The organism is Streptomyces sp. NPDC006012 (genome assembly GCF_042871185.1).
Lineage (GTDB): Bacteria > Actinomycetota > Actinomycetes > Streptomycetales > Streptomycetaceae > Streptomyces.
In genome coordinates, this window is record NZ_JBIAIE010000002.1 from 585,912 (window position 1) to 610,303 (window position 24,392).

Below are 24,392 nucleotides of genomic sequence, written 5' to 3' on the forward strand. Positions count from 1 at the left end.
CGTGCGGTGGGGCGGAAGGGGGTCAGACGGAGGTCTTTTCGGGCTCGGCCTTCTCCGCGTCCGCGAGGGCGGAGAGGAACCGCTCGGCGTCGAGAGCGGCCGAGCAGCCGGTGCCGGCAGCGGTGACCGCCTGTCGGTACGTGTGGTCGACCACGTCACCGGCGCCGAAGACACCGGTCAGGTTGGTGTGCGTGGACGGGGAGTCGACCTTGAGGTAGCCCTCTCCGTCCAGGTCCAGCTGGCCCTTGAACAACTCGGTCCGCGGGTCGTGACCGATCGCGATGAACAGACCCGTCACCGGGAGGTCGGACAGCTCACCCGTCTTGACGTTGCGCAGCTTCAGACCGGAGAGTTTCTGATCGCCCTGGATCTCGGCGATCTCGCTGTCCCACACGAACTTGATCTTCGGGTCGGCGAAGGCACGCTCCTGCATCGCCTTGGAGGCGCGCAGGCTGTTCCGGCGGTGGACAATCGTCACCGACTTGGCGAACCGCGAGAGGAAGGTGGCCTCCTCCATCGCGGTGTCACCGCCGCCGATCACGGCGATGTCCTGGTCCTTGAAGAAGAACCCGTCACAGGTGGCACACCAGGAGACACCACGACCGGAGAGCGCGTCCTCGTTCGGCAGGCCGAGCTTGCGGTGCTGCGAGCCGGTGGTGATGATCACGGCCTTCGCCTTGTGGACGGTACCTGCAGTGTCCGTGACGGTCTTGATCTCACCCGCGAGGTCGACGGAGACGATGTCGTCCGGCACCAACTCGGCGCCGAAGCGCTCGGCCTGGGCTCGCATGTTGTCCATCAGGTCGGGGCCCATGATGCCGTCACGGAAGCCCGGGAAGTTCTCCACGTCGGTGGTGTTCATCAGCGCACCGCCGGCGGTGACAGCCCCCTCGAACACCAGGGGCTTCAGCGAGGCGCGCGCAGTGTAAAGCGCCGCCGTGTAGCCGGCGGGCCCGGAGCCGATGATGATCACGTTACGGACGTCGCTCACGGCTTCATTCCTCGTCTCTGGTCTCTGTCGTTCGACCGGTGGGAGTCCGTCAGAACTCTCACCCCACGCAACGGATCCTACGGGGCCCGCATTCCCGGTGTGTCCGGGCACACGGAGCCGCTCCATGCGAGGGTTTGCCGCTGGGGGCCGAGATGAACCGCAGATCTTCAGGAACGAGTGAAGGACTGCTTCCACAGGACCGTGCCCGGCGACACGGGCTCCTGGCCGACACAGGCCGCGTCGATGACGTAAGCGGTGACCCGCTTGGTGTCGGCGGTGTCGGGCAGCACGACGAGATAGGCGTCCTTCCCGTCGTAGATCCCCTTCTTGGCGGCGAGAATGTCGCCGGTGCCGTTGATGCCTCCACGGATGCAGTCCGGGACCGGGGCGGAGGTCTGAAGCAGGGTGCCTGCACTCTTGACGGCGTCCGGCGTCTGGGGATCCGAATCGGTGCCGATCCGTGGTTCCTGGGTGTCGGAGCCGGGCTGCGAGCTTTGATGCACGGCGAGAAGATCGGTCACCTGGTTCCCCAGAGTGCCCCCGGAGAAGGTGTCGGCTGCCGTGGTCTGCTGTGCGTAGGGCGTCACGGGGGTCTTGTCGGTGCCGAACGATCGCAGGAAGAGGGATCCGGCTCCCAGGACGGCAGCGGTGAGGACGGCTCCCATGACGACGGTCCTGCGGCGTCCGCGGCGGCGATCCTTCCGGCCTGGACCGGTCGCTCCATGAGGACGACCGACGGGACGGTCCGTGGGAGTCGATGTTTCACGTGAAACATGCGTCCCGGCGTCCTCATCGGCCGGATCGGTGGACGAGCTGACCGTGACAGGCACCGGGCCGGCGGTCGTCGTGGCATCGAGCACCGCTTCTGCGGCGAGCGCGGCGTCGATCCGGCCGGCCACATCGGCCGGCATCTGTGGCGGGCCCGGTAGCGTGCCCAGGAGGCCCCGGATCTCCTCCAAAGAACGGTGGACGTCGGCGCAGAGATCGCAAGCGGCGATATGACGCCGTACGTCAGTGATCCGCGGCGGTGGGAGCAGACCTTCGGTGAAGTCGGAGATCTCGGTGACGTCCAGGTGCCCGGTCGTATCCGTCCTCGAATTCATGCTCGCCCACCTCCGCCCTTCACTACGGCTGAATCACTGGACTCCGTTTGTCGTGGGTCTCTGTCCCCGGTGCTCGCTGTCGGTGGGACGGACGTCCCCTCCGAGTGGTTCCGTGCAGGAGCCGGCTGGGGGCCTTCACAGGTTTCTTCGCGCCGTAGGTGGGAGACCAGCGGGAGAAGTCTGGCTCTGCCACGAGCGCAGCGACTCTTCACGGTCCCGACGGGCACATCGAGGATGCGGGCGGCCTCGGCGACCGGGTAACCCTGCATGTCCACCAGGACGAGGGCGGCACGCTGATCGTGCGGAAGCGTCGCCAGGGCTTCGAGCAGCTGCCGGTGCAGATCGTTCCGCTCGGCCGGTGCCGAGGCCGATTCGTGGGGCTCCAGCAGTTGCTCCAGCCGCTCGGTGTCGTCGACCGGCGCGGTCCTCCGGGACGCCGCCTTGCGGGCGCGGTCCAGACAGGCGTTCACCGTGATCCGGTGCAGCCAGGTCGTGACGGCCGAATGCCCACGGAAGGTATGCGCAGCCCGGTAGGCGGAGACCAGGGCGTCCTGGACGGCATCAGCGGCCTCCTCGCGGTCCCCCAGCGTCCGCAGGGCGACCGCCCACAGCCGATCCCGGTGCCGGCGCACCAGCTCACCGAAGGCATCGGGATCCCCGCCGACGTGCCGGGCGAGCAGGTCCTGATCGCTCACCCCGTCGAATCCGGTGCCGTCCGCCATCCGACCCCCTCCCGCTCCGGTGAGCGTCAGCCTGTGAACTTCACCTCTGTGATGGCCTGCTTGTACCCGGCGGCGCTGTACTCGGCGGGATCAGGACCCGAATAGGGCACCGCGGTGAGCCACACGAGGACGTACTGCCCCTTCACCGGCTTGGTGAGCTTCACCGTGGCGTCGGTGCCACTCGTCTTGACGCTGCCGATCTTGTCCAGCGTGGCGAGTGACGACGGCGTGAGGGAGTCGGACGCATACAGCTCGACGGTGGTGTGATCGCCGGCGTAGCGCAACCGGATGGACGCAGCGGAGATCTCCTTCGCCGAGCCAAGGTCGTAGACGATGCCCACGCCCGGCTTGTACGGGGCGATGGTCGGACCCTCGTTGAAGGTCTTGGTCCGCCAGGTCGTCGAGGTGTCCCCGTCGTACGTCTTGCCGACATCCCCGGGGTGCTGGGCGTCGCCCTCGGCGACGAACTCCTGGGCACCCTGGATCTTGAGTGCCGTGGCGGGCTTGCCCGTGTCCTTGCCCTTGTCGCCCCCGTCCGACGTCTGGGTGTTGTTGCTGTCGCCGGACTGGTTGCCACGATTCATCAGTGCGTCCGCGAGCTGCCAGCTGCCCAGTCCCAGGGCGGCGATCAGAAGTGCGGAGACCGTCCACTTGAGGACCTTGCCGGTACGGGTCTGCAGCGGGGGCGGCGGGGGCTGGATGGGCTGGGTGGCGCCGGGGCGGGGCGCCGGGCGGCCGTAGGTGCCCTGCTGGTAGGTCGTGCGCTGGTACTCGGGCGGTGCCGTGAACGCCGGCTCCGGCGGGCGGATGCGAGGCATCTCGCCGACCGCTTTCACCAGCTCCTCCGGAGTGGTGCACGGTGCCTCGTGCCGGGAAGCGGTGGCACCGTCGTTGACGAGCGCACGCATGGCCAGCTCGGACAGTCCACGGTGGACACCAGCCCGCACCTGGTCCGGGGGGATCAGACCGACGTGCTTGGGCAGGCCGGGCAGCCCGTAGGCGTCGCTCTCGTACGGCCAGCGCTGGGTGAGCGCGGCGTACAGCAGGGCGCCGATGGACTCGGTGTCCGTGCGCTGCGGAGTGTCAGAGCTGATGCCGCGCAGGGCGGCGTTCACGGCGAGGCCGCGGATGCGCCACTGGCCGGTGGAGGCGCGCAGCACGGCGTTCGGGTTGAGACGGAGGTGGGCCAGACCTTCGCGATGGGCCGCCGCCATGGCGCCGGCGACCTGGCTGACCATCTGGTAGGCGTCGTGCGGCTCCAGCGGTCCGGCGGACAGCAGCGCTGTCAGCTCGGTGGCGTCCGGCAGCCACTCCTGTACGACGTAGACGAGATCGTTCTCCTCGACGGCATCCAGAACCTGGACGAAGCGGGGATCGCCGAGCAGCGCCGAGGACCGGGCCGCGGCCAGCACATTACGGGCCCGCGCATGGTCTGCCGGCAGGATGTGCACCCCGACGGCCCGGCGGAGCTTCTCGTCGACCGCACGCCAGCTGCTGAATCCGTCCAGACGGGTGACACATTCTTCCAGCCGGTAGCGTCCGGCGAGCTTGTGACCGCTGTGCAGCTCAGGAGGTGAGGTGTCCTTCCCGGGACCCTCGGCCCCGGCGTTCGCCTCGTCGTTGTCCGTGTCCCGCTCCGGGTTCTGGGCCACCCCGTCGGCCGTGGACTGGTCCGCCTTGGCGGTCAGCGGCTTGTCACCGCTGTTGTCTGCCACGTCGACGGCAGCCGTGCTCCGTTCCGCCACCGTCGTTCCCTGCCTCCCCATCCGTTGCACGCTGTCCGACGCCGAAACCAATTGTGCCCACAGTCTGCCGCTATGCACGACACATGGGGGCGGACGATGGTTGTGCGCCTACCCCTGCCTCAGCGTCCCAGACGCCCACGCACCATTCCCATGAGGGAGTTGATCTCCTCGATCCGCATACGGCGGGCCGCGACGAAGAAGACACCGAGCAGCAGCACACCACCGGCCACGAGCGCGAGGAACGAGCCGATGACGCCCTGGCCCAGGGAGTGGCCGATGCCGTAGCAGGCGGCGCCGCTGAGCGCGGCGGCTGGTACCGAGGCAATGCACAGCCGCGCGTACGTCCGCAGGACACGGGCGCCGTCCAGGTCGCCGCCGAGCCGCTTGCGCAGCCGCTTCCAGGCGACGCCCACGCCGATCGCGTACGCGAGGCCGTATGCGGCAGCCATGCCGGCCACGGCCCAGCGGGCGGGGAGCAGGAAGTAACAGGCGGCTGAGGCACCCGCGTTGACCGCGGCCACGATGACCGTGTTGTAGAAGGGGGTGCGGGTGTCCTCGTAGGCGTAGAAGGCGCGCAGGACGACGTACTGCACGGAGTAGGGGATCAGGCCGAGGGCGAAGGCCATCAGCATGTAACCCATGTTGGTGGCTTCGCTGGTGCCCGAGGAGCCGAAGATCAGGGTGCACATCGGGATGCCGAGAGCCACGAAACCGAACGCCACGGGCACGATCGCCACGGCCGTCGTCCGCAGTCCCTGGGAGATGTCGTCGCGGACGGCGCCGGTGTCGTTCTCCGCGGCCGAGCGCGAGATGCGCGGCAGCAGGGCCGCCATCAGCGAGACGGTGATGATGGCCTGCGGCAGACCCCAGATCAGCTGGGCGTTGGCATAGGCGGCGAAGCCGGTGCCGTCCACGGGTGAATGTTTGCCGGCCGAAGTGGAGAGTTGGGTGACGACGAGTGCGCCCGCCTGGTTGGCGAGGACGAACAGGAAGGTCCACTTGGCGAGCGTGGCGGCCTTGCCGAGACCGTGGCCCCTCCAGTCGAACCGCAGCCGCATCCGGAATCCGGTCTCCCGCAGGTACGGGATCATCGCGAGGGACTGGACGACGAGACCGAGCAGCACGCCGACGCCGAGCAGGCGTTGACCCTCCGGCGGGATGTTCGTGACCTTCATTCCGGAGTGTGCCGCGGTGCCGTACACCCAGATGAACATGCCGAGCGTCACGATGATGACGATGTTGTTCAGGACCGGGGTCCACATCATCGCGCCGAACTTGCCCCGGGCGTTGAGGATCTGACCCATCACCACGTGGATGCCCATGAAGAAGATCGAGGGCAGGAAGTAGCGGACGAAGGTGATACCGACCGCGTTCGCCCCCGGGTCGCTCGCCACGGGGTCCGACAGCAGGCGGATCAGGAGCGGAGCGCCGGCGACGGCGAGCACCGTGAGCGCGCCGAGCGCCACCATCACCAGGGTCAGCAGCCGGTTGGCGAAGGCTTCGCCGCCGTCCTCGTCCTCCTTCATGGCGCGCACGAGCTGCGGCACGAACACGGAGTTGAGGCCACCGCCGACGGTCAGGATGTAGATCATCGTCGGCAACTGGTAGGCGACCTGGAAGGTGTCGCCGAGCAGACCGACACCCAGCGCCGACACGATGAGCGCGGAGCGGATGAAACCGGTCAGACGGGAGACCATCGTGCCGGCCGCCATCACAGCACTCGACTTCAGCAGACCGGCCGCGCGTCCGCCCTTCTTCGCGGCGGGAGCGGCGGCGGAGGAAGCGGGCACCGAGGCCGTGGTGGCACCGGCGGGGGCGCCACCCGCGGCTGCGGTCGCGCTGGCCGTGGCGGGGGCCGCCTGGTACTGCGCCTGCCCGTACGGTCCTTGGCCGTACTGGGCCTGCGGGTACTGGGCCGCAGGGGACTGGCCTCCTTGGTACTGCGGCCCCGGGTACGGCGCGGATTGGTATTGCGCCGGGTACTCCCCCGCCGGGTTCGGACTGCCGGGGCGCGGCGACGCCTGGTGCGGCCCCGCGGGGCCCTGTCCACCGTCAGGGCCGGATTCGGCCGGGGACGTCATGGGCGGCTGTCCGGTGCCCTGCTGCTGGTCCCGGAAGAGATGAGCGAAGGCGTCCGGCTCGTGGCGTTCCTCACCGGAGTGCGTGACCAGGTCGTCCACGCCCACGAACTGGGTCGTACGAGGGTCCTCACCGTAGGGCCTGTGCTGCGTCGGCCGGGCCGGCTCGGGCGCCGGTGTCTGGGCCCACACCCGGGGGTCGGGGGCGTAGGGCGACTGGGGCGGCTGGCCGTACAGCGGCTGTTGCGGATAGGTCCCCGGAGGCGGCGGGGGGTGTGCGGCCCGGTCGTAGAGCGCCTCGCCGACCGGATCCTGGGCGGCGAGGTCCTGGGCCCGGTAGGGATCCTGGTCGTAGGCGTCCTGGAGGTACATGTCCGCCGCGTGCTGCGGCGGCACCTGGCCGGGCTCGGGCGGCGGCTCGGGGTAGCCCGAGCCGCCGCCCGAGCCCTGGCCACGGTCACCGTCGTACGGCGCGTTCATGGTTACCCCACCTCATCGTCCCCGGGCCCACCGGCCACGACATCGCTCAACGGTCCACTCTCTCACCCGCTGCGGACGGGCCGACGCTTTCCGATGCGGTGTCCGGTGTCGGGTCACTCGGCTGCTCCGGGTCCCCGGCCCCGGAACGGGCGTCGGACTCCTTCTGGAGACGGTCCTCGGGGTCTTCGGGGTTCTCCGGCCCGTCAGGGTTCTTCCCCGCGGTGTCGGATCCGCCCTTTTCGGCCTGCCGGGCGGCCGCACGCTTGCGCTGCGTGTACATCCGGAAGCCGGCGAGGACGAGAAGCAGCACGCCGCCGCCGATGACCAGCATCACAGTGGGGGTGACCTCGGTGACCTTCACATCGAAGCTGACCGGAGCGCCGTACTCCTGGCCGTCCTCCGTGTAGAGCTGGGCGATGACCGTGACCCGGCCGTTGGCATTGGCCGAGGTGGTGAATTTCACGGACTGGCTGTGGCCGCCGGAGACGTCGACGGGCTGTTCCGTGTATGCCTTGCCGCCGACGCTGAGGCGGGTCGGCATGGTCGAGGTGAGCCGCAGGACCAGGCGGTCGACGCCCTGCACCAGGTTGTTCTGGACGGTGACCGGGATGGTGGCGCTGCGGCCGGAGAGCTTCGTCTCCGACTTGTCGATCAGCTTGACCTGGTCGATGAGTTCGTCGAGCCAGGCTTCCACGCCCTGCCGGAAGCTGCCCGCAGCCCAACTTGTGCCTCGCCAGGACGTGGACATCTCACGGTTTATGGCCCGCCCGAAGGGGGTCACCACCCGGGACTTGTCGGTGAGGATCACCTGGAAGTTGTCGAGCTTGTCCTGCGTGCGTGCGATCTGCTCGAAGGCCGTCCGCGGCAGTTCCTTCTTGCGCAGCGAGGAGGGGTAGGCGGACGTGGAGGGGATCTTCGTGGCGGCGCCCGGGTCGGGCTTGGCCTTGGCTGCGGCGGTGAGTTCCTGCGCCTGGGACCAGTTCGAGCCCTCCAGGGCCGTGATCGCCTGGGCCATCGCCTGGGCCTGGCTCGCGGACGGCATGCGCTGCGGGGCGACGACGATGCTGCGCTGCTTCGTCGTCTGGGTGTTGAGCGCGAGGCTCTGCGCCAGGAACTTCTGCACGGCAAGCGTGGCCCGGCCCGCCTTCGTCAGATCGCCCTTGAACGCCGTCGACAGCCGCGCGTCGGCCACGACCGCCGTGGTGCCGCCGCCGACAGGGCGGGCCGCGGACGGCGTGTAGGACAGGTCACCGGTCTCCTGGAGGCTGTCGCTGCGGGCGATCACCTTGTCCGCGCCCGCGGACGTGGCCACCTTGATGATCGACGGGTCCACGGCGCCGTCCACCGGCCACGCGAAGTCGGTGTTCGATGTGACGTGGAGCACCGTCTGCACCGTGGTGGCCGCGACGTCCGTGGCGTCCTTGAGGTGGCTGAGCGAGCCCGTGACGCTCGTGCCGTTGTGGGCGAGGGAGGCCAGGTCCGGGTCACCGAAGGGAAGGGCGACGACCTGCTTGTCGGCCACCGCCTTCTGCAGGTCGGAGAGGAACTGTTTGGCCACCGCCTGGTGTGTGCCGGCCGCGGTGGTGCCGTCGTCGCCCTGGACCTGGTAGTTGCGCGTCATCGCGTCCACCGAGGCCAGCAGATCCGGGTCGATCACCCAGGTGACGTCCAGCCCTTTGCCGAGCGCCACCAGCTGATTCAGGCGGCCGCCGGGGGAGATCTCCTGGGCGAGGTCGTCATTGAGGAAGACCGGCGTCTGGTGCTCACCGGGACCGGTCTTCGCCGTCATGTGGACGGTGGAGATCAGCGGCCACAGGAACGTCGTCTTCGTCCGAGTGCCGGCCTCCGCCGCCTGCCAGGGCAGGAACGTCCGCCGGATGCCCAGGACCTGTTCCCAGGGCTGGGCGGAGGTCTGGCCGGACAGGGAGACGTCGAACTCGTAGACGCCGTCCTGACCGAGGTCGAGCTGGTCGACGGGCACGGAGATGGTGAAGGGCTCGGCGACCCCTGGAGTGAGCTTGGCGAAGTTCTCGACGTACTTGTCGCCGAGCTCGGAGCCGAAGATCCCTTGAGGGTCGGCGGACCGCTGAGCGACGCTGTCGATGGCGGAGCGGGTGGTCAGCGAGGGGCCCACACTCAGTCCCACATGGGCGTCCGTGACCGAATGCTTGCCTTGGTTGGTCACCGTGCCGGACACGGTCACCGTGTCCCCGTCGGTGGGCGCGCTGGGGGTGAGCGAGTTCACGGAGACGGACACGGTGTCCGAGGAGGAGGCGGCCCGTGCGGGCGCCGCCGCGGGCAGCTGCACCACACCCGCCAGCAGGGGCGCACCGGCGAGCAGCGCCCCGGTGCGCCGCAGCCACCGGCGGGCAGGTGAGGGAGCCGTCCCCTGGAAGTCTGCCGCCTCGGCCACGCGCTCGCCCGTCCCTCGTCGTCGTCAGTGGTCGTCGCAATGTGCGTCCACGCATGGTAACGATGCGCGCTGAGGGGAAGTGCCGCGGTCCACCTCACAAGATCGGGAAACCGGGGCGGTCCGTCCCGCATACTCGGTATCAAGAGGAAAGTGCGATTACGGGGTGATGGCTGCCCTTGCACAGGTACGGACGGAGATGTTCGCCGGGGGATAATGGAGGCGCTTCCTGTGGTCGGGGCCACGTACCCTCTTCTGTTGTGCCGAACGCCAACGAAGACTTTCCCACTCCCCTGAGCCAGGTGCAGCAGCGCGCGGTGAGCGAACTGCTGCGGGTGGCCCCCGTCGCCGACGATCTTGCCCGCCGTTTCCAGGCGGCCGGGTTCTCGCTCGCCCTGGTCGGCGGTTCGGTACGGGACGCACTGCTCGGTCGGCTCGGTAACGATCTGGACTTCACCACCGACGCCCGCCCCGAGGACGTCCTCAAGGTCGTGCGGCCGTGGGCGGACTCCGTGTGGGAGGTCGGGATCGCCTTCGGCACGGTCGGTGCCCAGAAGGACGGTTACCAGATCGAGGTGACCACCTACCGGTCGGAGGCGTACGACCGGACGTCACGCAAGCCCGAGGTCTCGTACGGCGACTCCATCGAGGAGGATCTGGTCCGACGGGACTTCACGGTCAACGCGATGGCCGTGGCCCTGCCGGAGAAGGAGTTCATCGACCCGCACGGCGGCCTTGAGGATCTTGCGGCGCGCGTGCTGTGTACACCGGGTGCCCCTGAGGACTCCTTCTCTGACGATCCGCTGCGGATGATGCGGGCCGCCCGTTTCGCCGCGCAGCTCGACTTCGAGGTCGCTCCCGAGGTCGTCCGGGCGATGAAGGAGATGGCAGACCGTATCGAGATCGTCTCGGCCGAGCGTGTCCGGGACGAGCTGAACAAGCTGATCCTCTCCGTTCACCCGCGCAAGGGCCTGGCCCTGCTCGTCGACACCCGCCTCGCGGAGCACGTTCTGCCCGAGCTGCCGGCCCTGCGTCTGGAGCGCGACGAGCACCACCGGCACAAGGATGTCTACGACCACACACTGATCGTCCTGGAGCAGGCGATCGCCCTTGAGGACGACGGGCCCGACCTGACGCTCCGACTGGCGGCCCTCCTCCATGACATCGGCAAGCCGCGCACCCGCCGGTTCGAGAAGGACGGCCGGGTCTCGTTCCACCACCACGAGATGGTCGGGGCGAAGATGACGAAGAAGCGGATGACGGCGCTGAAGTACTCCAACGACCTGGTGAAGGACGTCTCCCGACTGGTCGAACTCCACCTCCGCTTCCATGGCTACGGCACCGGGGAGTGGACGGACTCGGCGGTACGCCGCTACGTCCGTGACGCCGGCCCGCTTCTCGATCGTCTCCACAAGCTGACGCGCTCCGACTGCACCACCCGGAACAAGCGGAAGGCGGTTGCGCTGTCGCGGGCGTACGACGGGCTGGAGGAGCGCATCGCCCAGCTTCAGGAGCAGGAGCAGCTCGACGCGATCCGGCCGGACCTCGATGGCAACCAGATCATGGAGATCCTTGGAGTCGGACCCGGCCCGGTGATCGGCAATGCCTACAGGTATCTGCTGGAGCTTCGACTGGAGAACGGCCCGATGGAGCACGACGTGGCCGTGGCGGCGCTCAAGGAGTGGTGGGCCGGGCAGGGCTGAGCCCGTGGAACGAGACGATGTTTCACGTGAAACATCGCCCCGTTCCTGATCCACCGAGCCGCGATGTTTCACGTGAAACATCGCGGCTCTGCTGTCGGATCACTTCGGGCCAGGTGCCGCTGAGCTTCGCTTCCTGAGGTTCAAGCAAGCGAACTCTCGTCCGGAGGGGCCTGTTGCCACCGGCGTGAATCTCTCCGGCGCTCGAAGCGGCCCATGGCCACCGCGACCGCCGTGTAGACCAGGGCCACCATCAGTACGAGGGCCGTCGACCGGCCGTCCGGGGGAAGCATGAGGGCCGCCACTCCCGCGGCGCCGACGAACGCCACGTTGAACAGGACGTCGTACACGGAGAAGGTCCGGCCCCGGAAGCCGTCGTCCACGGACGACTGGACGATCGTGTCCGTGGCGATCTTCGCGCCCTGGGTGGTCAGTCCCAGGGCGAAGGCCGCCACCAGCATCGGCACCGTGGCGAACGGCAGGCCGAGTGCGGCCTCAAGAACGGCGGCGGCTGCGGCGCACACAGCGATCCAGCGACCCGATCCGATTCGTCCGGCCGCCCAGGGAGTCACCACCGCGGCCGCGAAGAAGCCCGCGCCGGACACCCCCAGCGCGAGCCCCAGCAGCCGCAGGCCGTCGTCGGGGGTGTCCGCGAAGGAGTACCGGCACAGCATCAGCACCAGGACCAGCAGGGCGCCGTAGCAGAAGCGCATCAGTGTCATCGCGGACAGCGCCCACACAGCCTCCCTGCGGTTGGGCTCGGCGAGATGGCGTACGGCGGCCAGCAGATCCCGTGCGGTGGACACGAGAGCGGTCCCGAGGCGCGGTTGCAGGGATCCCCGGTCCGGTCCCAGCAACTCCGGTGTCATCGTGAGTGACACGAGGGCCGAGCACAGATAGAGGATGGCGCCCAGCAGCGCCACCGCGGCATCGGAGTCGGACACCACCAGCCGTACCGCGAAGGCAAGACCGCCTCCCACGGTGGCGGCGAGGGTCCCTGCGGTCGGGGAGAGCGAGTTCGCCAGTACCAGTCGCTCGGCGTCCACCACACGCGGCAGGGAGGCGGACAGGCCGGCGAGGACGAAGCGGTTGACGGCGGTGACGCACAGGGCGGAGACGTAGAACAGCCACTCCGGGACACGGGTGACCATCAGAAGGGCGGTGGCGGTCGCGAGGACCGCACGCAGCAGATTGCCGTACACGAAGACCTGGCGCCGTCGCCAGCGGTCCAGCAGGACACCGGCGAACGGGCCGACCAGAGAATAGGGGAGCAGCAGCACCGCCATGGCGGAGGCGATCGCACCGGCCGAGGTCTGCTTCTCGGGGGAGAAGACGACGTACGTGGCGAGCCCGATCTGATAGACGCCGTCGGCGCCCTGGGAGAGCAGGCGTACGGAGAGCAGGCGACGGAAGTTCCGCAGGCGCAGCAGGACGCGCAGATCACGGACGACGGGCATGGGGCACAGCCTCACACATGGGAAGGGTCCCCGGGTCATGGACCCGGGGACCCTCACAGCCCTGGCAGGAGCGATTTCGATGTGGTCTAGCGCTCGACGTCGCCGCGGATGAACTTCTCCACGTTCTCGCGGGCCTCGTCGTCGAAGTACTGAACCGGCGGGGACTTCATGAAGTACGAGGACGCCGACAGGATGGGCCCGCCGATCCCCCGGTCCTTGGCGATCTTCGCGGCGCGCAGGGCGTCGATGATGACACCCGCGGAGTTCGGGGAGTCCCAGACCTCCAGCTTGTACTCCAGGTTCAGCGGAACGTCGCCGAAGGCGCGGCCCTCCAGGCGGACGTAGGCCCACTTGCGGTCGTCGAGCCAGGGGACGTAGTCGGACGGGCCGATGTGCACGTTCTTCTCACCGAGGTCCCGGTCGGGGATCTGCGAGGTGACGGCCTGCGTCTTGGAGATCTTCTTGGACTCCAGGCGCTCGCGCTCCAGCATGTTCTTGAAGTCCATGTTGCCGCCGACGTTCAACTGCATCGTGCGGTCCAGGATGACACCCCGGTCCTCGAACAGCTTCGCCATGACCCGGTGCGTGATGGTGGCGCCGACCTGCGACTTGATGTCGTCGCCGACGATCGGGACGCCCGCCTCGGTGAACTTGTCCGCCCATTCCTTGGTGCCCGCGATGAAGACCGGGAGGGCGTTGACGAAGGCGACCTTGGCGTCGATGGCGCACTGTGCGTAGAACTTCGCCGCGCTCTCGGAGCCGACGGGCAGGTAGCAGACGAGCACGTCGACCTGCTTGTCCTTGAGGATCTGGACGATGTCGACCGGCTCGGCGTCGGACTCCTCGATGGTGGCCCGGTAGTACTTGCCGAGGCCGTCGTGGGTGTGGCCGCGCTGGACGGTGACACCGGTGGTGGGTACGTCGCAGATCTTGATGGTGTTGTTCTCGGAGGCGCCGATGGCGTCCGCGAGGTCGAGGCCGACCTTCTTGGCGTCGACATCGAAGGCGGCGACGAACTCGACGTCACGCACGTGATAGTCGCCGAACTGCACATGCATCAGCCCGGGGACCTTGGACGCCGGGTCGGCGTCCTTGTAGTACTCGACTCCCTGCACCAGCGATGCGGCGCAGTTGCCCACACCGACGATGGCTACGCGAACCGAACCCATTCCGGTTGCTCCCTGTGTGTACGAGTGAGGCCCTGAGCGGGCTTCACATGGCGGTGTCGTCGGGCGTATCCGTCCCGGTTGTGTCTCCGGGACGGGGCAGGCCGCCCGTCGCTCCATTTGTGGTGTTCCGCTGAGCGGTTTCTCCGGAGGCGAGACCCGTCAGGTCCCGTCCGGCCCGCTCGCTTTCGATGAGCTCGTTCAGCCAGCGCACTTCGCGCTCCACGGACTCCATCCCGTGGCGCTGGAGCTCAAGCGTGTAGTCGTCGAGGCGCTCCCGGGTGCGGGCCAGCGAGGCGCGCATCTTCTCCAGGCGCTCCTCCAGCCGGCTGCGGCGCCCCTCCAGTACGCGCATGCGTACGTCCCGCGACGTCTGCCCGAAGAAGGCGAAGCGAGCCGCGAAGTGCTCGTCCTCGTATGCGTCCGGACCCGTCTGCGAGAGCAGTTCCTCGAAGTGTTCTTTGCCTTCCGTCGTCAGCCGGTAGACGATCTTGGCTCGCCGGCCCGTGAGGGGGGCGGCGAGCGCGTCCTCGTGGGTGTTGCCCGGCTCCTCGATCAACCAGCCGTTGGCGACCAGCGTCTTCAGGCAGGGGTAGAGCGTTCCGTAGCTAAAGGCTCGGAACACGCCCAGTGATGTATTGAGTCGTTTGCGCAGCTCATAGCCGTGCATGGGCGACTCGCGAAGCAGGCCGAGCACGGCGAACTCAAGGATGCCGGAGCGTCGGCTCATCAGCCCTCCTTTCGTCCGCCTCACACGCTTATCTCGCCCTGATGTATCGACTCGATACATCACGACGATAGAACGGTGCTCCTCGTGCGACAAGAGGGAGAACGGTGAACGGAATCACATCACCGATTCGTAGGATGCAACTTGCCTGATTTGGGGTGAACTTCGACGCAAGGTGGGTTTTGGCGGTGCGTAGTCTGTGCGGCATGCACGCCGCCGGGAACCAAGTGACGACTGGGGGCGTCCTCGTCCTCGGTGCAGTACGGGTGCATGCAGGAGTGACCGCATCCGTACTTCGGGGGGACCGGAAACCAGCCGCCGTTTCCAGGCGCGCAAGGGTGCGCCTGCCCGAGGAGTAATCGTTCGATGAGCGAGCACCGTCGCAAACCGCCGCAGCCGCAGGGAGGCGGACGTGCCGCGGCCCGACGTGGCCAGTCCGGCTCGTCACCCGGCCGCCGCGCGGCACCGCGAGGCGCCACCGGATCACCTGCCGACTCCCCTGGACCGGATTCCGGTTCATACGCGTCGAGCTCCCATGGGTCGACGTCCTACGGCCCAGGAGGCGAGGAACGGCCGTACGGCGGCCGTGCCGAGGCGCGCCGCGCGGCACAGAGAAGCAGCGGTGGACGCCGCCGGGCCGATCCGTCCGGCCGACGCGGCCCCGGAGGCTCCACCGGGCCCGGACGCGGCCGGGGCCGCACGGCCCCGTCCGGCAAGAAGCGGATCATCGACTACCCCCGCGCGGGCGAGTACGGCTGGCGCCGCTGGATGCCGTCCTGGAAGCTCGTGACGGGCATGTTCATCGGCTTCCTCGGGAGCCTGGTGGCCGTCGCGGGCATCGGGTACGCCATGGTGAACGTGCCCAACGTCGCGAAGACGGCGGAGGCGCAGAACAACGTCTTCTACTGGTCCGACGGCTCGGTGATGGTCGCCACCGGTGGTGAGATCAACCGCCAGATCATCAACTTCGCCGACATCCCCAAGGCGATGCGGTACGCCGTCATCTCCCAGGAGAACAAGACCTTCGAGACCGACAAGGGCATCGACCCGGCGGGCATCGCGCGCGCATTCCTGAACATGGCCCGGGGCGGTCAGACGCAGGGTGGTTCGACCATCACCCAGCAGTACGTCAAGAACGCCATGCTGGACGACCAGTCGCAGACCGTCTCCCGCAAGTTCAAGGAGATCTTCGTCGCGATCAAGGTGGGCGCCCAGGTCCCCAAGGACAAGATCATGGCGGGCTACCTGAACTCGGCGTACTTCGGCCGGGGTGCCTACGGGCTCCAGGCGGCCTCACGCGCGTACTTCAACAAGGACGCCGCGGATCTGAACCCGGGCGAGTGCGCCTTCCTGTCGGCGATGCTGAAGGGCGCCACGTACTACGACCCGGCGGGTTCGACCTCGCTCGACGTGTCCGCCACCCCCGAGGACAACCAGAAACGCGCCCTGACACAGATGCAGGACACCCTCGACAAGATGGTCCAGTACGGCCATCTGAGCGCTGCGGAGCGGGCCAAGTACACCACGCTCCCGAAGTGGCAGAACCCGAGGTCCAACAGTCGGCTCAGCGGCCAGATCGGCTATCTGGTCGACCTGGCCAAGTCCTATCTGGCCAACAACACCGAAGAGACCGGCATCACCTCCGAACTGCTGCAGCGGGGCGGCTACCAGATCCACACGACGTTCGACAAGAAGAAGGTCAAGGATCTGGAGGCCGCGGTCTCCAAGGTCCAGAAGAAGAACATCAAGCCCAAGGAGCGCCCGAAGACCGACACGCACGTCCAGTTCGGCGGCGCCTCGGTAGACCCGACGTCGGGAGCCATCAAGGCCATCTACGGCGGTGAGGACGCGACCAAGCACTTCACCAACAACGCCGACTCGACCGGTGCCCAGGTGGGTTCGACGTTCAAGCCCTTCGTGCTGGCCGCTGCGATGGACTGGGGTGTACGGAACCCCGACGGTCAGGGGACACAAGCACGGGACGAACGCACGATCGTCTCTCCCAAGAGCTTGTACAGCGGCAAGAACAAACTGAAGATCAAGAACTACGACGGGTCGGTCTGGACGGACCGGGACGACAAGGAGTGGCTGCAGACGAACGACGGCAGCGAGTCCGTCGGCGAGGCACCGGACTACAAGATCGACCTTCGTGAGGCGATGAAGGACTCGGTTAACTCCGCCTATGTCCAGCTCGGCATGGACGTGGGTCTCGACAAGGTCAAGCAGGCGGCACTGGACGCGGGCATACTGGAGGGCAGCCTCGCCAGCTCCGACTTCCCGTCGTTCTCCATCGGTACCTCGGACCCGAGCGCGATCCGCATGGCCAGCTCCTATGCCACCTTCGCCGCGAGCGGCAGCCAGAAGCCGCCGTACTCGGTCACGAAGGTCGAGAGCAAGGACGGCCTGGTCTACCAGCACAAGGTGGAAGACAAGCAGGCATTCACCGCGAAGGTGGCGGACAACGTCACCGACGTGCTGAAGACGGTGGTCGAAAAGGGCACCGGTACCGCCGCCCAGCTGCCCGGGCGTGATGTGGCCGGCAAGACCGGTACGACCGACGGCAACAAGTCGGCCTGGTTCGTCGGCTACACCCCCCAGCTGTCCACCGCGATCAGCATGTTCCGCCTCGACGACGACGCGAACAACAAGAAGCGGACGTTCGAGGAGATGTACGGAACGGGTGGCCAGGAGAAGATCCACGGTGCCTCGTTCCCGGCCGAGATCTGGCACGACTACATGGCCGCGGCGCTGCAGGGCACGCAGCCGGTGAAGTTCCCGACTCCCGAACCCATCGGTGAGGTGGTCAACGCCGAGCCGACCCCGTCGCCGACTCCGTCGGCCACCGAGACCGAGGAGTCGAGCCCGACGCCTAGCCCGACACCGACCGCGACCCAGAGCTCGCCGAGCCCCAGTGCCACCGAGACCTGCAACTTCTGGAACTGTGGCCCGGGTGGCGGCGACAACGGCGGCGGCACCGGCGGGGCCGGCAACGGAGGCACAACCGGTGGCTCGTCTCCGAGTCCGTCAGCCACGGAAACCACCGGCAACGGAAACACCCGAGGCAACGGCAACGGAAGTGGTGGATTTATCTCTGGTCAGAACGGATAGCCGCCGAGCGTGACCGGTAGGCGGTCCATCTGCCTGCCGAGGTGTTTCACGTGAAACATGGGCCGTCGCACCTATGAGGTGCGGCGGCCCTCCGCACGTTCCCAGGTGCGTACGGCAGGATGTGCACCATGCCCAGTGCAGAAATGACGCCCGCAAGCGTGCGCGAACCGGAGCCGGTGCGTCCGACCAGGGAGGACGCGGTCGCCGCGGCCGGCAGTCAGCTGATCGGTGGACCCATCGGTCGGCGTGCCCTGCTCGGCACGTCCTGGTGGACGCCCGTCCGGGTGATCGCGCTGGTGGCGATCGGCATGTTCGCCCTCGGTCTGGTCCAGAAGGCACCCTGTTACACCAGCGGCTGGTTCTTCGGTGCCAGTTCGCAGTACACGCATGCGTGCTACTCGGACATCCCGCACCTTTATCAGGGACGTGGCTTCGCCGACGGGCTCGTGCCCTACTTCGACAAGCTTCCTGGCGACATGAACTACCTCGAATACCCGGTGCTCACCGGTGTGTTCATGGAGGTGGCCGCCTGGCTCACGCCTGGCAGCGGCGGCATCCAGCACCAGGAGCAGTGGTACTGGTTCGTCAACGCGGGGATGCTGATGGTGTGCGCCGCCGTCATCGCCGTCTGCGTGGCCCGTACGCACGCCAGGCGTCCCTGGGACGCTCTGCTGGTCGCCCTGGCGCCCGCCTTCGCCCTGACCGCCACCATCAACTGGGACCTGCTGGCGGTGGCTCTGACGGCCGCGGCGATGCTGATGTGGTCGCGGGGCCGCTCTCTCGCCTTCGGAATCCTCCTGGGGCTCGCCACGGCCGCCAAGCTATATCCCGTACTGCTTCTGGGGCCCCTGCTCGTCCTGTGCTGGCGCGCGGGCAAATGGAAGGACTTCGGCAAGGCCCTGGGCGGCACTGCGGTCTCCTGGCTCGTCGTGAACCTGCCGGTGATGCTCTTCGCCTTCGAGGGCTGGTCGAAGTTCTACACGTTCAGCCAGGAACGGGGCGTGGACTTCGGTTCCTTCTGGCTGATCTGGTCGCAGAACTCGACCAACCCGCCCAGCACCGACACGGTCAACACACTCGCCATGCTGCTGATGCTGCTGTGCTGTGGTGGCATCGCGGCGCTCGCCTTCGTCGCCCCGCGACGGCCGCGTTTCGCCCAGCTCGCCTTCCTGATCGTGGCTGCCTTCATTCTCACCAACAAGGTCTATTCACCCCAGTACGTCCTGTGGCTGGTGCCGCTCGCCGTCCTGGCCCGGCCGAAGTGGCGGGACTTCCTGATCTGGCAGGCATGCGAGGTGGCGTACTTCCTGGGGATCTGGATGTACCTCGCCTACACGACCAGCGGGGACGCCCACAAGGGCCTGCCGACCCAGGGGTACCACTGGGCGATCGCGGTGCATCTGCTGGGCACGCTGTTCCTCTGCGCCGTGATCGTCAGGGACATCCTCATGCCGGAGCGGGACGTCGTGCGTCGGTCCGGAGACGACGATCCCTCAGGTGGCGTGCTCGACGGAGCGGAGGACGTCTTCGTCCTCCGCCCTGCGGCCCATCCGCCCCGCCATGCCGCCCACTTCGACGCGCCTCAGGTGGAGTGGGGAGTCGACGGGCAGCCCTCATCCAGAGACCGTTCGCTCTGAGCGAACAGGCTCTCTGTGCGGGCGCTCCGCCATCTGCGAACCGCCGTGGTGCGCTGTGAACTTACGCGGCGCGCCAAGGAGCTGGGGTTTCCGCGGCACGCGGGGCGTCATGGGGCCCGTGGCGCGTCTCCAGGGCACAGGGCGTATCCGAGTCGAGAAAAGGGCCGTACACGGAGTCCGTGTACGGCCCTCCGGCTGTCCGGCGGCACGGCTGCCCGGCCGCTCAGCGGTCCATCAGCCGGTCGAACTGTGTGGTGGTATGCCGCAGGTGGGCCACCAGTTCCTCCCCGACCCTCGGTTCGGGCGCGTCCGAGGGCACGAACAGGATCGACACCTGCATGTGCGGCGGCTCGGCGAACCAGCGCTGCTTGTCTCCCCAGACGAACGGAGAAAGGTTCCGGTTGACGGTGGCGAGGCCGGCCCGTGCGACGCCCTTGGCGCGCGGCATGACGCCGTGCAGAGCCTTCGGGGCCTCCAGGCCCACCCCGTGCGACGTACCCCCCGCCACGACCACCAGATAGCCGTCGGAGGCCGCCTTCTGCTGCCGGTAGCCAAAGCGGTCCCCCTTGGCGACACGGGTGACGTCCAGGACGGCGCCGCGGTACTCGGTGGCCTCGTGGTCCCCGAGCCACAGGCGGGTACCGATGCGGGCGCGGAACCGGGTCTGCGGGAACTGCTGCTGGAGCCGGGCGAGTTCGTCGGCCTTCAGATGGCTGACGAACATCGTGTGCAGCGGCAGCCGGGCCGCCCGCAGCCGGTCCATCCAGCCGATGACCTCCTCGACGGCGTCCGAGCCGTCGGTGCGGTCCAGCGGCAGGTGGATGGCGAAGCCTTCCAGCCGGACGTTCTCTATGGCGGTGTGCAGCTGTGGCAGCTCCTGCTCACTGATCCCGTGCCGCTTCATCGAGGACATCACCTCGATGACCACACGGGCGCCCACGAGGCCGTACACGCCGTCCACGGACGACACCGAGCGGATCACCCGGTCGGGCAGCGGTACCGGTTCCTCGCCGCGCCGGTAGGGCGTCAGCACCAGCAGGTCACCGCCGAACCAGTCCTTGATCCGCGCGGCCTCGTACGTCGTGCCGACGGCGAGGACGTCGGAGCCCAGCCGCGTGGCCTCCTCCGCAAGACGTTCGTGACCGAAGCCGTAGCCGTTGCCCTTGCAGACCGGGACGAACGCGGGGAACTGCTCCTGCACGTGCTTGTGGTGCGCCCGCCAGCGCGCGGTGTCGACGTAGAGCGTGAGCGCCATGGCCGGACCTGGAACCTTTCTCGTGGCTGCGGTGTATCAGAGGTATGAGAGCTATCGACGGTATCGCAGCACCCAACGTGCGCTCAGCGGCGCGACATGTAGATGTCCAGAGCCTTGTGGAGCAGCTTGTTCAGCGGGAAGTCCCACTCGCCGAGGTACTCGGCGGCCTGACCGCCCGTGCCCACCTTGAACTGGATCAGTCCGAAGAGGTGGTCGGTCTCGTCCAGCGAGTCGGAGATCCCGCGCAGGTCATAGACGGTCGCGCCGAGCGCGTAGGCGTCGCGCAGCATCCGCCACTGCATAGCGTTCGAGGGCCGGACCTCGCGACCGATGTTGTCGGAGGCACCGTAGGAGTACCAGACGTGACCGCCGACGACCAGCATCGTGGCCGCCGAGAGGTTCACGCCGTCGTGCCGGGCGAAGTAGAGCCGCATGCGGTTGGGGTCCTCGGTGTTGAGGGCCGTCCACATGCGCTGGAAGTACGAGAGCGGGCGGGGCCGGAAGTGGTCGCGTACAGCGGTGATCTCGTACAGCCGCTGCCACTCCTCAAGGTCGTGGTAGCCGCCCTGGACGACCTCGACGCCGGCCTTCTCGGCCTTCTTGATGTTGCGCCGCCACAACTGGTTGAAGTTCTTGTGGACGTCTTCCAGGGAGCGGTTCGCGAGGGGTACCTGGAAGACATAGCGGGGCTGGACATCGCCGAAGCCGGCGCCGCCGTCCTCACCCTGCTGCCAGCCCATACGGCGCAGCTTGTCGGCCACCTCGAAGGCCCGCGGCTCGATGAAGTCGGCCTCGATGTCCCGCAGGCGCTTCACATCCGGGTTCTGGATGCCCTGCTTGATGGAGTTGGACTCCCAGCGCCGGATGATCACTGGCGGGCCCATTTTCACGGAGAAAGCGCCCTGTTGCTTGAGATGGGCCAGCATCGGCTGGATCCAGTCGTCCAGATTCGGTGCGAACCAGTTGATGACCGGGCCCTCGGGCAGATAGGCGAGGTAGCGCTTGATCTTGGGCAACTGCCGGTAGAGGACCATGCCCGCGCCGACCAACTCGCCCGTACGGTCGTCGAACCAGCCGAGGCTCTCGGAGCGCCACTCCGCCTTGACGTCTGCCCAGGCCGGGACCTGCATGTGGCTCGCCGCCTGCAGCCCCTGGATGTAGGCCAGATGCTGCTCGCGACTGATGGTCCTCAGGGTCAGGCTCATTCGGGGCGCTCCTCGGGCTGGTGTGTCCCCCTGGGTACAGGGGCTCCGGCTCTCGCGCCGAAGCCTACTGCGCCTTCCCAGCGCCTCGACTGGCCGTACGGCACCTTCGCCCCGGCCTGTGCACCGCCGGGGCGTTCCGAGATGCTTTACATGGAGTTCGGCAGACGGTGTCCGCGGCTCAGAGGAGACCGCCGAACAGGCCGCCGTGTGCCATTCCGATCAGCAGGCCGACGCCCGCGGCACCGAGACCCAGGATCAGACCGAACCGCTGACGCGTGGTCTCCGAGACCCACTGCCCCCAGGCGCCGGTGAGGATGCCCACCAGGCCGGTCCAGGAGCTGAGCAGGTGCAGGCTGTGGAAGAACGACGAGATGAAGGCCGTCAGCCCGAGCACCAGTGTCACGGCGAGCAGGGTGTCCTGGAGCGGATGACGTTTGTCGTCTGTGGCGAAGAGGGATCCGGCGGTGTTGGGTCGCAATACCTGTGCCATAGGGCACCTCCTGCGGAAGGCGGCGCATCGTAGCGCCATACACACCCGATGTGTACAGATTGACGGCCCCCACGACCGGATTTCAACCGGAAGCCGGTGTCCGGGTACTGTGTACGGTCTGCACCGGTGTCTGCCTACCGCGTCGGGGTCCCGGCGGGACCCCCGATCGTCAGTGGCGGCGGATACCGTTGCGTACGCATTACAACCCTCCTGCCACGGAACGACCGTGGCCGCTGAGTCCAGAGGAGGTGGGTTCAACATGCGTCACTACGAGGTGATGGTCATCCTCGACCCCGATCTTGAGGAGCGCGCTGTCTCCCCGCTGATCGAGAACTTCCTGTCCGTCATCCGTGACGGCGGAGGCAAGGTCGAAAAGATCGACACCTGGGGCCGTCGTCGTCTCGCGTACGAGATCAAGAAGAAGCCCGAGGGCATCTACTCGGTCATCGACCTGCAGGCCGAGCCTGCGGTCGTCAAGGAGCTCGACCGCCAGATGAACCTGAACGAGTCGGTCCTCCGGACCAAGGTCCTCCGCCCCGAGACTCACTGAGCTTCCGCTCAGTCTGAGCTCGGGATCCGAGTAGCAAGCAAGCAGCCAGAGCAAACCCGCCGAGAGGTTCCCCATGGCAGGCGAGACCGTCATCACGGTCGTCGGCAATCTTGTCGACGACCCCGAGCTGCGCTTCACCCCGTCCGGTGCGGCGGTCGCGAAGTTCCGCGTCGCGTCCACTCCGCGCACCTTCGACCGTCAGACGAATGAGTGGAAGGACGGCGAGAGCCTGTTCCTCACCTGCTCGGTCTGGCGTCAGGCGGCGGAGAACGTCGCCGAGTCGCTCCAGCGAGGCATGCGCGTCATCGTGCAGGGCCGGCTGAAGCAGCGGTCCTACGAGGACCGTGAGGGCGTCAAGCGCACGGTCTACGAGCTGGACGTCGAAGAGGTCGGCGCCAGCCTCCGCAACGCCACGGCCAAGGTCACCAAGACCAGTGGTGGCGGCCGCGGTGGCCAGGGTGGTTACGGCGGCGGTGGCGGCCAGGGTGGCGGCGGCTGGGGCGGCGGCCCCGGTGGCGGCCAGCAGCAGGGCGGCGGCGCTCCTGCCGACGACCCGTGGGCCACCGGCGCTCCCGCCGGTGGTGGCCAGCAGGGTGGCGGCGGCTGGGGCGGTGGCTCCGGCGGCGGTGGCGGCTACTCGGACGAGCCCCCCTTCTAGGTCCTCGGACTCAGGTTCCGGACCAAGGGTGGGTCGTACCCACACTTCTTGATCACACAGGAGAAACACCATGGCGAAGCCGCCTGTGCGCAAGCCGAAGAAGAAGGTCTGCGCATTCTGCAAGGACAAGGTCACGTACGTGGACTACAAGGACACGAACATGCTGCGGAAGTTCATTTCCGACCGCGGCAAGATCCGTGCCCGTCGCGTGACCGGCAACTGCACGCAGCATCAGCGTGACGTCGCCACGGCCGTCAAGAACAGCCGTGAGATGGCGCTGCTGCCCTACACCTCCACCGCGCGCTAAGGGAAGGGTGACCGACTCATGAAGATCATCCTCACTCACGAGGTTTCCGGCCTCGGTGCCGCGGGCGACGTCGTCGATGTCAAGGACGGTTACGCTCGCAACTACCTGATCCCGCGGAAGTTCGCGATCCGTTGGACCAAGGGTGGCGAGAAGGACGTCGAGCAGATCCGTCGTGCTCGCAAGATCCACGAGATCCAGACCATCGAGCAGGCCAACCAGGTCAAGTCCCAGCTTGAGGGCGTGAAGGTCCGTCTGGCCGTCCGCTCCGGCGACGCCGGCCGTCTCTTCGGTTCCGTCACTCCGGCCGACATCGCCTCCGCGATCAAGGCTTCCGGTGGCCCCGAGGTCGACAAGCGTCGTATCGAGCTGTCCGCTCCGATCAAGACGCTGGGGGCCCACGAGACCTCCGTGCGTCTGCACCCCGAGGTTGCCGCCAAGGTCAACATCGAGGTCATCGCGGCCTGACCGCTGCTCTCGGTAGTTGTAGGAGGGGCCGCACCCTCTTCAGGGACGCTGTTGGTTAATTCGGCCCTTGCTGTGCCCCGTCGAGCGTCAGCTCGACGGGGCACAGTGCTGCGAAGTGGCTGGTGCGGGTGCGGGCTC

At 67.8% G+C, this 24,392-nt stretch carries 19 protein-coding genes; 7 read left to right on the forward strand and 12 right to left on the reverse strand.

Going from position 1 to position 24,392, the window contains the following annotated elements; genetic code table 11:
- Positions 1-22 precede the first annotated feature (22 nt).
- The 6 genes from trxB to ACFYPJ_RS06770 all read right to left on the reverse strand — a co-directional run bounded on the left by trxB (position 23) and on the right by ACFYPJ_RS06770 (position 9,532).
- The gene (gene trxB / locus ACFYPJ_RS06745; RefSeq protein WP_389011511.1) at positions 23-991 is read right to left on the reverse strand and encodes a thioredoxin-disulfide reductase; all 969 of its coding nucleotides are present in this window, start codon (positions 989-991) and stop codon (positions 23-25) included.
- Between the two features lie 167 nt (positions 992-1,158).
- On the reverse strand, positions 1,159-1,656 hold the full coding sequence (locus tag ACFYPJ_RS06750; protein ID WP_389011514.1) for a hypothetical protein: 498 nt from the start codon (positions 1,654-1,656) through the stop codon (positions 1,159-1,161).
- 434 nt (positions 1,657-2,090) lie between these two features.
- On the reverse strand, positions 2,091-2,816 hold the full coding sequence (sigM, locus tag ACFYPJ_RS06755; RefSeq protein ID WP_389011517.1) for an RNA polymerase sigma factor SigM: 726 nt from the start codon (positions 2,814-2,816) through the stop codon (positions 2,091-2,093).
- A 26-nt stretch (positions 2,817-2,842) separates the two neighbouring features.
- Entirely contained in the window at positions 2,843-4,561 is a 1,719-nt protein-coding gene (locus ACFYPJ_RS06760; RefSeq protein WP_389011520.1) for a protein kinase family protein, read from the reverse strand.
- A gap of 119 nt (positions 4,562-4,680) precedes the next feature.
- The gene (gene murJ / locus ACFYPJ_RS06765) at positions 4,681-7,119 is read right to left on the reverse strand and encodes a murein biosynthesis integral membrane protein MurJ (protein ID WP_389011523.1); all 2,439 of its coding nucleotides are present in this window, start codon (positions 7,117-7,119) and stop codon (positions 4,681-4,683) included.
- 46 nt (positions 7,120-7,165) lie between these two features.
- Entirely contained in the window at positions 7,166-9,532 is a 2,367-nt protein-coding gene (locus tag ACFYPJ_RS06770; RefSeq protein ID WP_389011525.1) for a DUF6049 family protein, read from the reverse strand.
- 257 nt (positions 9,533-9,789) lie between these two features.
- Here ACFYPJ_RS06770 and ACFYPJ_RS06775 point away from each other — a divergent pair, with 257 nt between their 5' ends.
- Positions 9,790-11,232 carry a CCA tRNA nucleotidyltransferase gene (locus ACFYPJ_RS06775; protein ID WP_389011528.1) on the forward strand — a complete coding sequence of 481 codons (1,443 nt, stop codon included), beginning with the start codon at positions 9,790-9,792 and terminating at the stop codon, positions 11,230-11,232.
- A gap of 140 nt (positions 11,233-11,372) precedes the next feature.
- Here ACFYPJ_RS06775 and ACFYPJ_RS06780 read toward each other — a convergent pair whose 3' ends face one another.
- The 3 genes from ACFYPJ_RS06780 to ACFYPJ_RS06790 form a co-directional block, all read right to left on the reverse strand.
- Entirely contained in the window at positions 11,373-12,686 is a 1,314-nt protein-coding gene (locus tag ACFYPJ_RS06780; RefSeq protein ID WP_389011531.1) for an MFS transporter, read from the reverse strand.
- Between the two features lie 86 nt (positions 12,687-12,772).
- A complete protein-coding gene (locus ACFYPJ_RS06785; RefSeq protein WP_389011534.1) occupies positions 12,773-13,855 on the reverse strand; it encodes an inositol-3-phosphate synthase in 1,083 nt (360 codons plus the stop codon).
- A gap of 43 nt (positions 13,856-13,898) precedes the next feature.
- Positions 13,899-14,582, reverse strand: a complete 684-nt coding sequence (locus tag ACFYPJ_RS06790) for a PadR family transcriptional regulator (protein WP_389011537.1) — start codon at positions 14,580-14,582, stop codon at positions 13,899-13,901.
- A gap of 363 nt (positions 14,583-14,945) precedes the next feature.
- Here ACFYPJ_RS06790 and ACFYPJ_RS06795 point away from each other — a divergent pair, with 363 nt between their 5' ends.
- Both ACFYPJ_RS06795 and ACFYPJ_RS06800 read left to right on the forward strand, forming a co-directional pair.
- Positions 14,946-17,687 carry a transglycosylase domain-containing protein gene (locus ACFYPJ_RS06795; protein ID WP_389011540.1) on the forward strand — a complete coding sequence of 914 codons (2,742 nt, stop codon included), beginning with the start codon at positions 14,946-14,948 and terminating at the stop codon, positions 17,685-17,687.
- 128 nt (positions 17,688-17,815) lie between these two features.
- Positions 17,816-19,324, forward strand: coding sequence for a glycosyltransferase family 87 protein (locus ACFYPJ_RS06800; RefSeq protein ID WP_389011543.1), 1,509 nt, complete (start codon positions 17,816-17,818; stop codon positions 19,322-19,324).
- A 223-nt stretch (positions 19,325-19,547) separates the two neighbouring features.
- Here the strand turns inward: ACFYPJ_RS06800 and ACFYPJ_RS06805 are convergent, their stop codons facing one another.
- From ACFYPJ_RS06805 to ACFYPJ_RS06815, 3 genes are all read right to left on the reverse strand, one after another.
- The gene (locus tag ACFYPJ_RS06805) at positions 19,548-20,579 is read right to left on the reverse strand and encodes an alanine racemase (protein WP_389011546.1); all 1,032 of its coding nucleotides are present in this window, start codon (positions 20,577-20,579) and stop codon (positions 19,548-19,550) included.
- 83 nt (positions 20,580-20,662) lie between these two features.
- Complete coding sequence (gene femX / locus ACFYPJ_RS06810) at positions 20,663-21,784, reverse strand: peptidoglycan bridge formation glycyltransferase FemX (RefSeq protein WP_389011549.1); 1,122 nt, start codon at positions 21,782-21,784, stop codon at positions 20,663-20,665.
- Between the two features lie 178 nt (positions 21,785-21,962).
- Positions 21,963-22,274 carry a hypothetical protein gene (locus ACFYPJ_RS06815; RefSeq protein WP_389011552.1) on the reverse strand — a complete coding sequence of 104 codons (312 nt, stop codon included), beginning with the start codon at positions 22,272-22,274 and terminating at the stop codon, positions 21,963-21,965.
- 259 nt (positions 22,275-22,533) lie between these two features.
- Between ACFYPJ_RS06815 and rpsF the strand changes: the two genes are divergently transcribed.
- The 4 genes from rpsF (at position 22,534) to rplI (ending at position 24,254) form a co-directional block, all read left to right on the forward strand.
- Positions 22,534-22,824 carry a 30S ribosomal protein S6 gene (gene rpsF, locus ACFYPJ_RS06820; protein WP_389011555.1) on the forward strand — a complete coding sequence of 97 codons (291 nt, stop codon included), beginning with the start codon at positions 22,534-22,536 and terminating at the stop codon, positions 22,822-22,824.
- 73 nt (positions 22,825-22,897) lie between these two features.
- Positions 22,898-23,482, forward strand: coding sequence for a single-stranded DNA-binding protein (locus ACFYPJ_RS06825; RefSeq protein WP_389011558.1), 585 nt, complete (start codon positions 22,898-22,900; stop codon positions 23,480-23,482).
- Between the two features lie 70 nt (positions 23,483-23,552).
- Positions 23,553-23,789, forward strand: a complete 237-nt coding sequence (gene rpsR, locus ACFYPJ_RS06830; protein WP_003949403.1) for a 30S ribosomal protein S18 — start codon at positions 23,553-23,555, stop codon at positions 23,787-23,789.
- Positions 23,790-23,807: 18 nt separating this feature from the next.
- Entirely contained in the window at positions 23,808-24,254 is a 447-nt protein-coding gene (gene rplI / locus ACFYPJ_RS06835) for a 50S ribosomal protein L9 (RefSeq protein WP_389011561.1), read from the forward strand.
- The last annotated feature ends 138 nt before the right edge of the window (positions 24,255-24,392 follow it).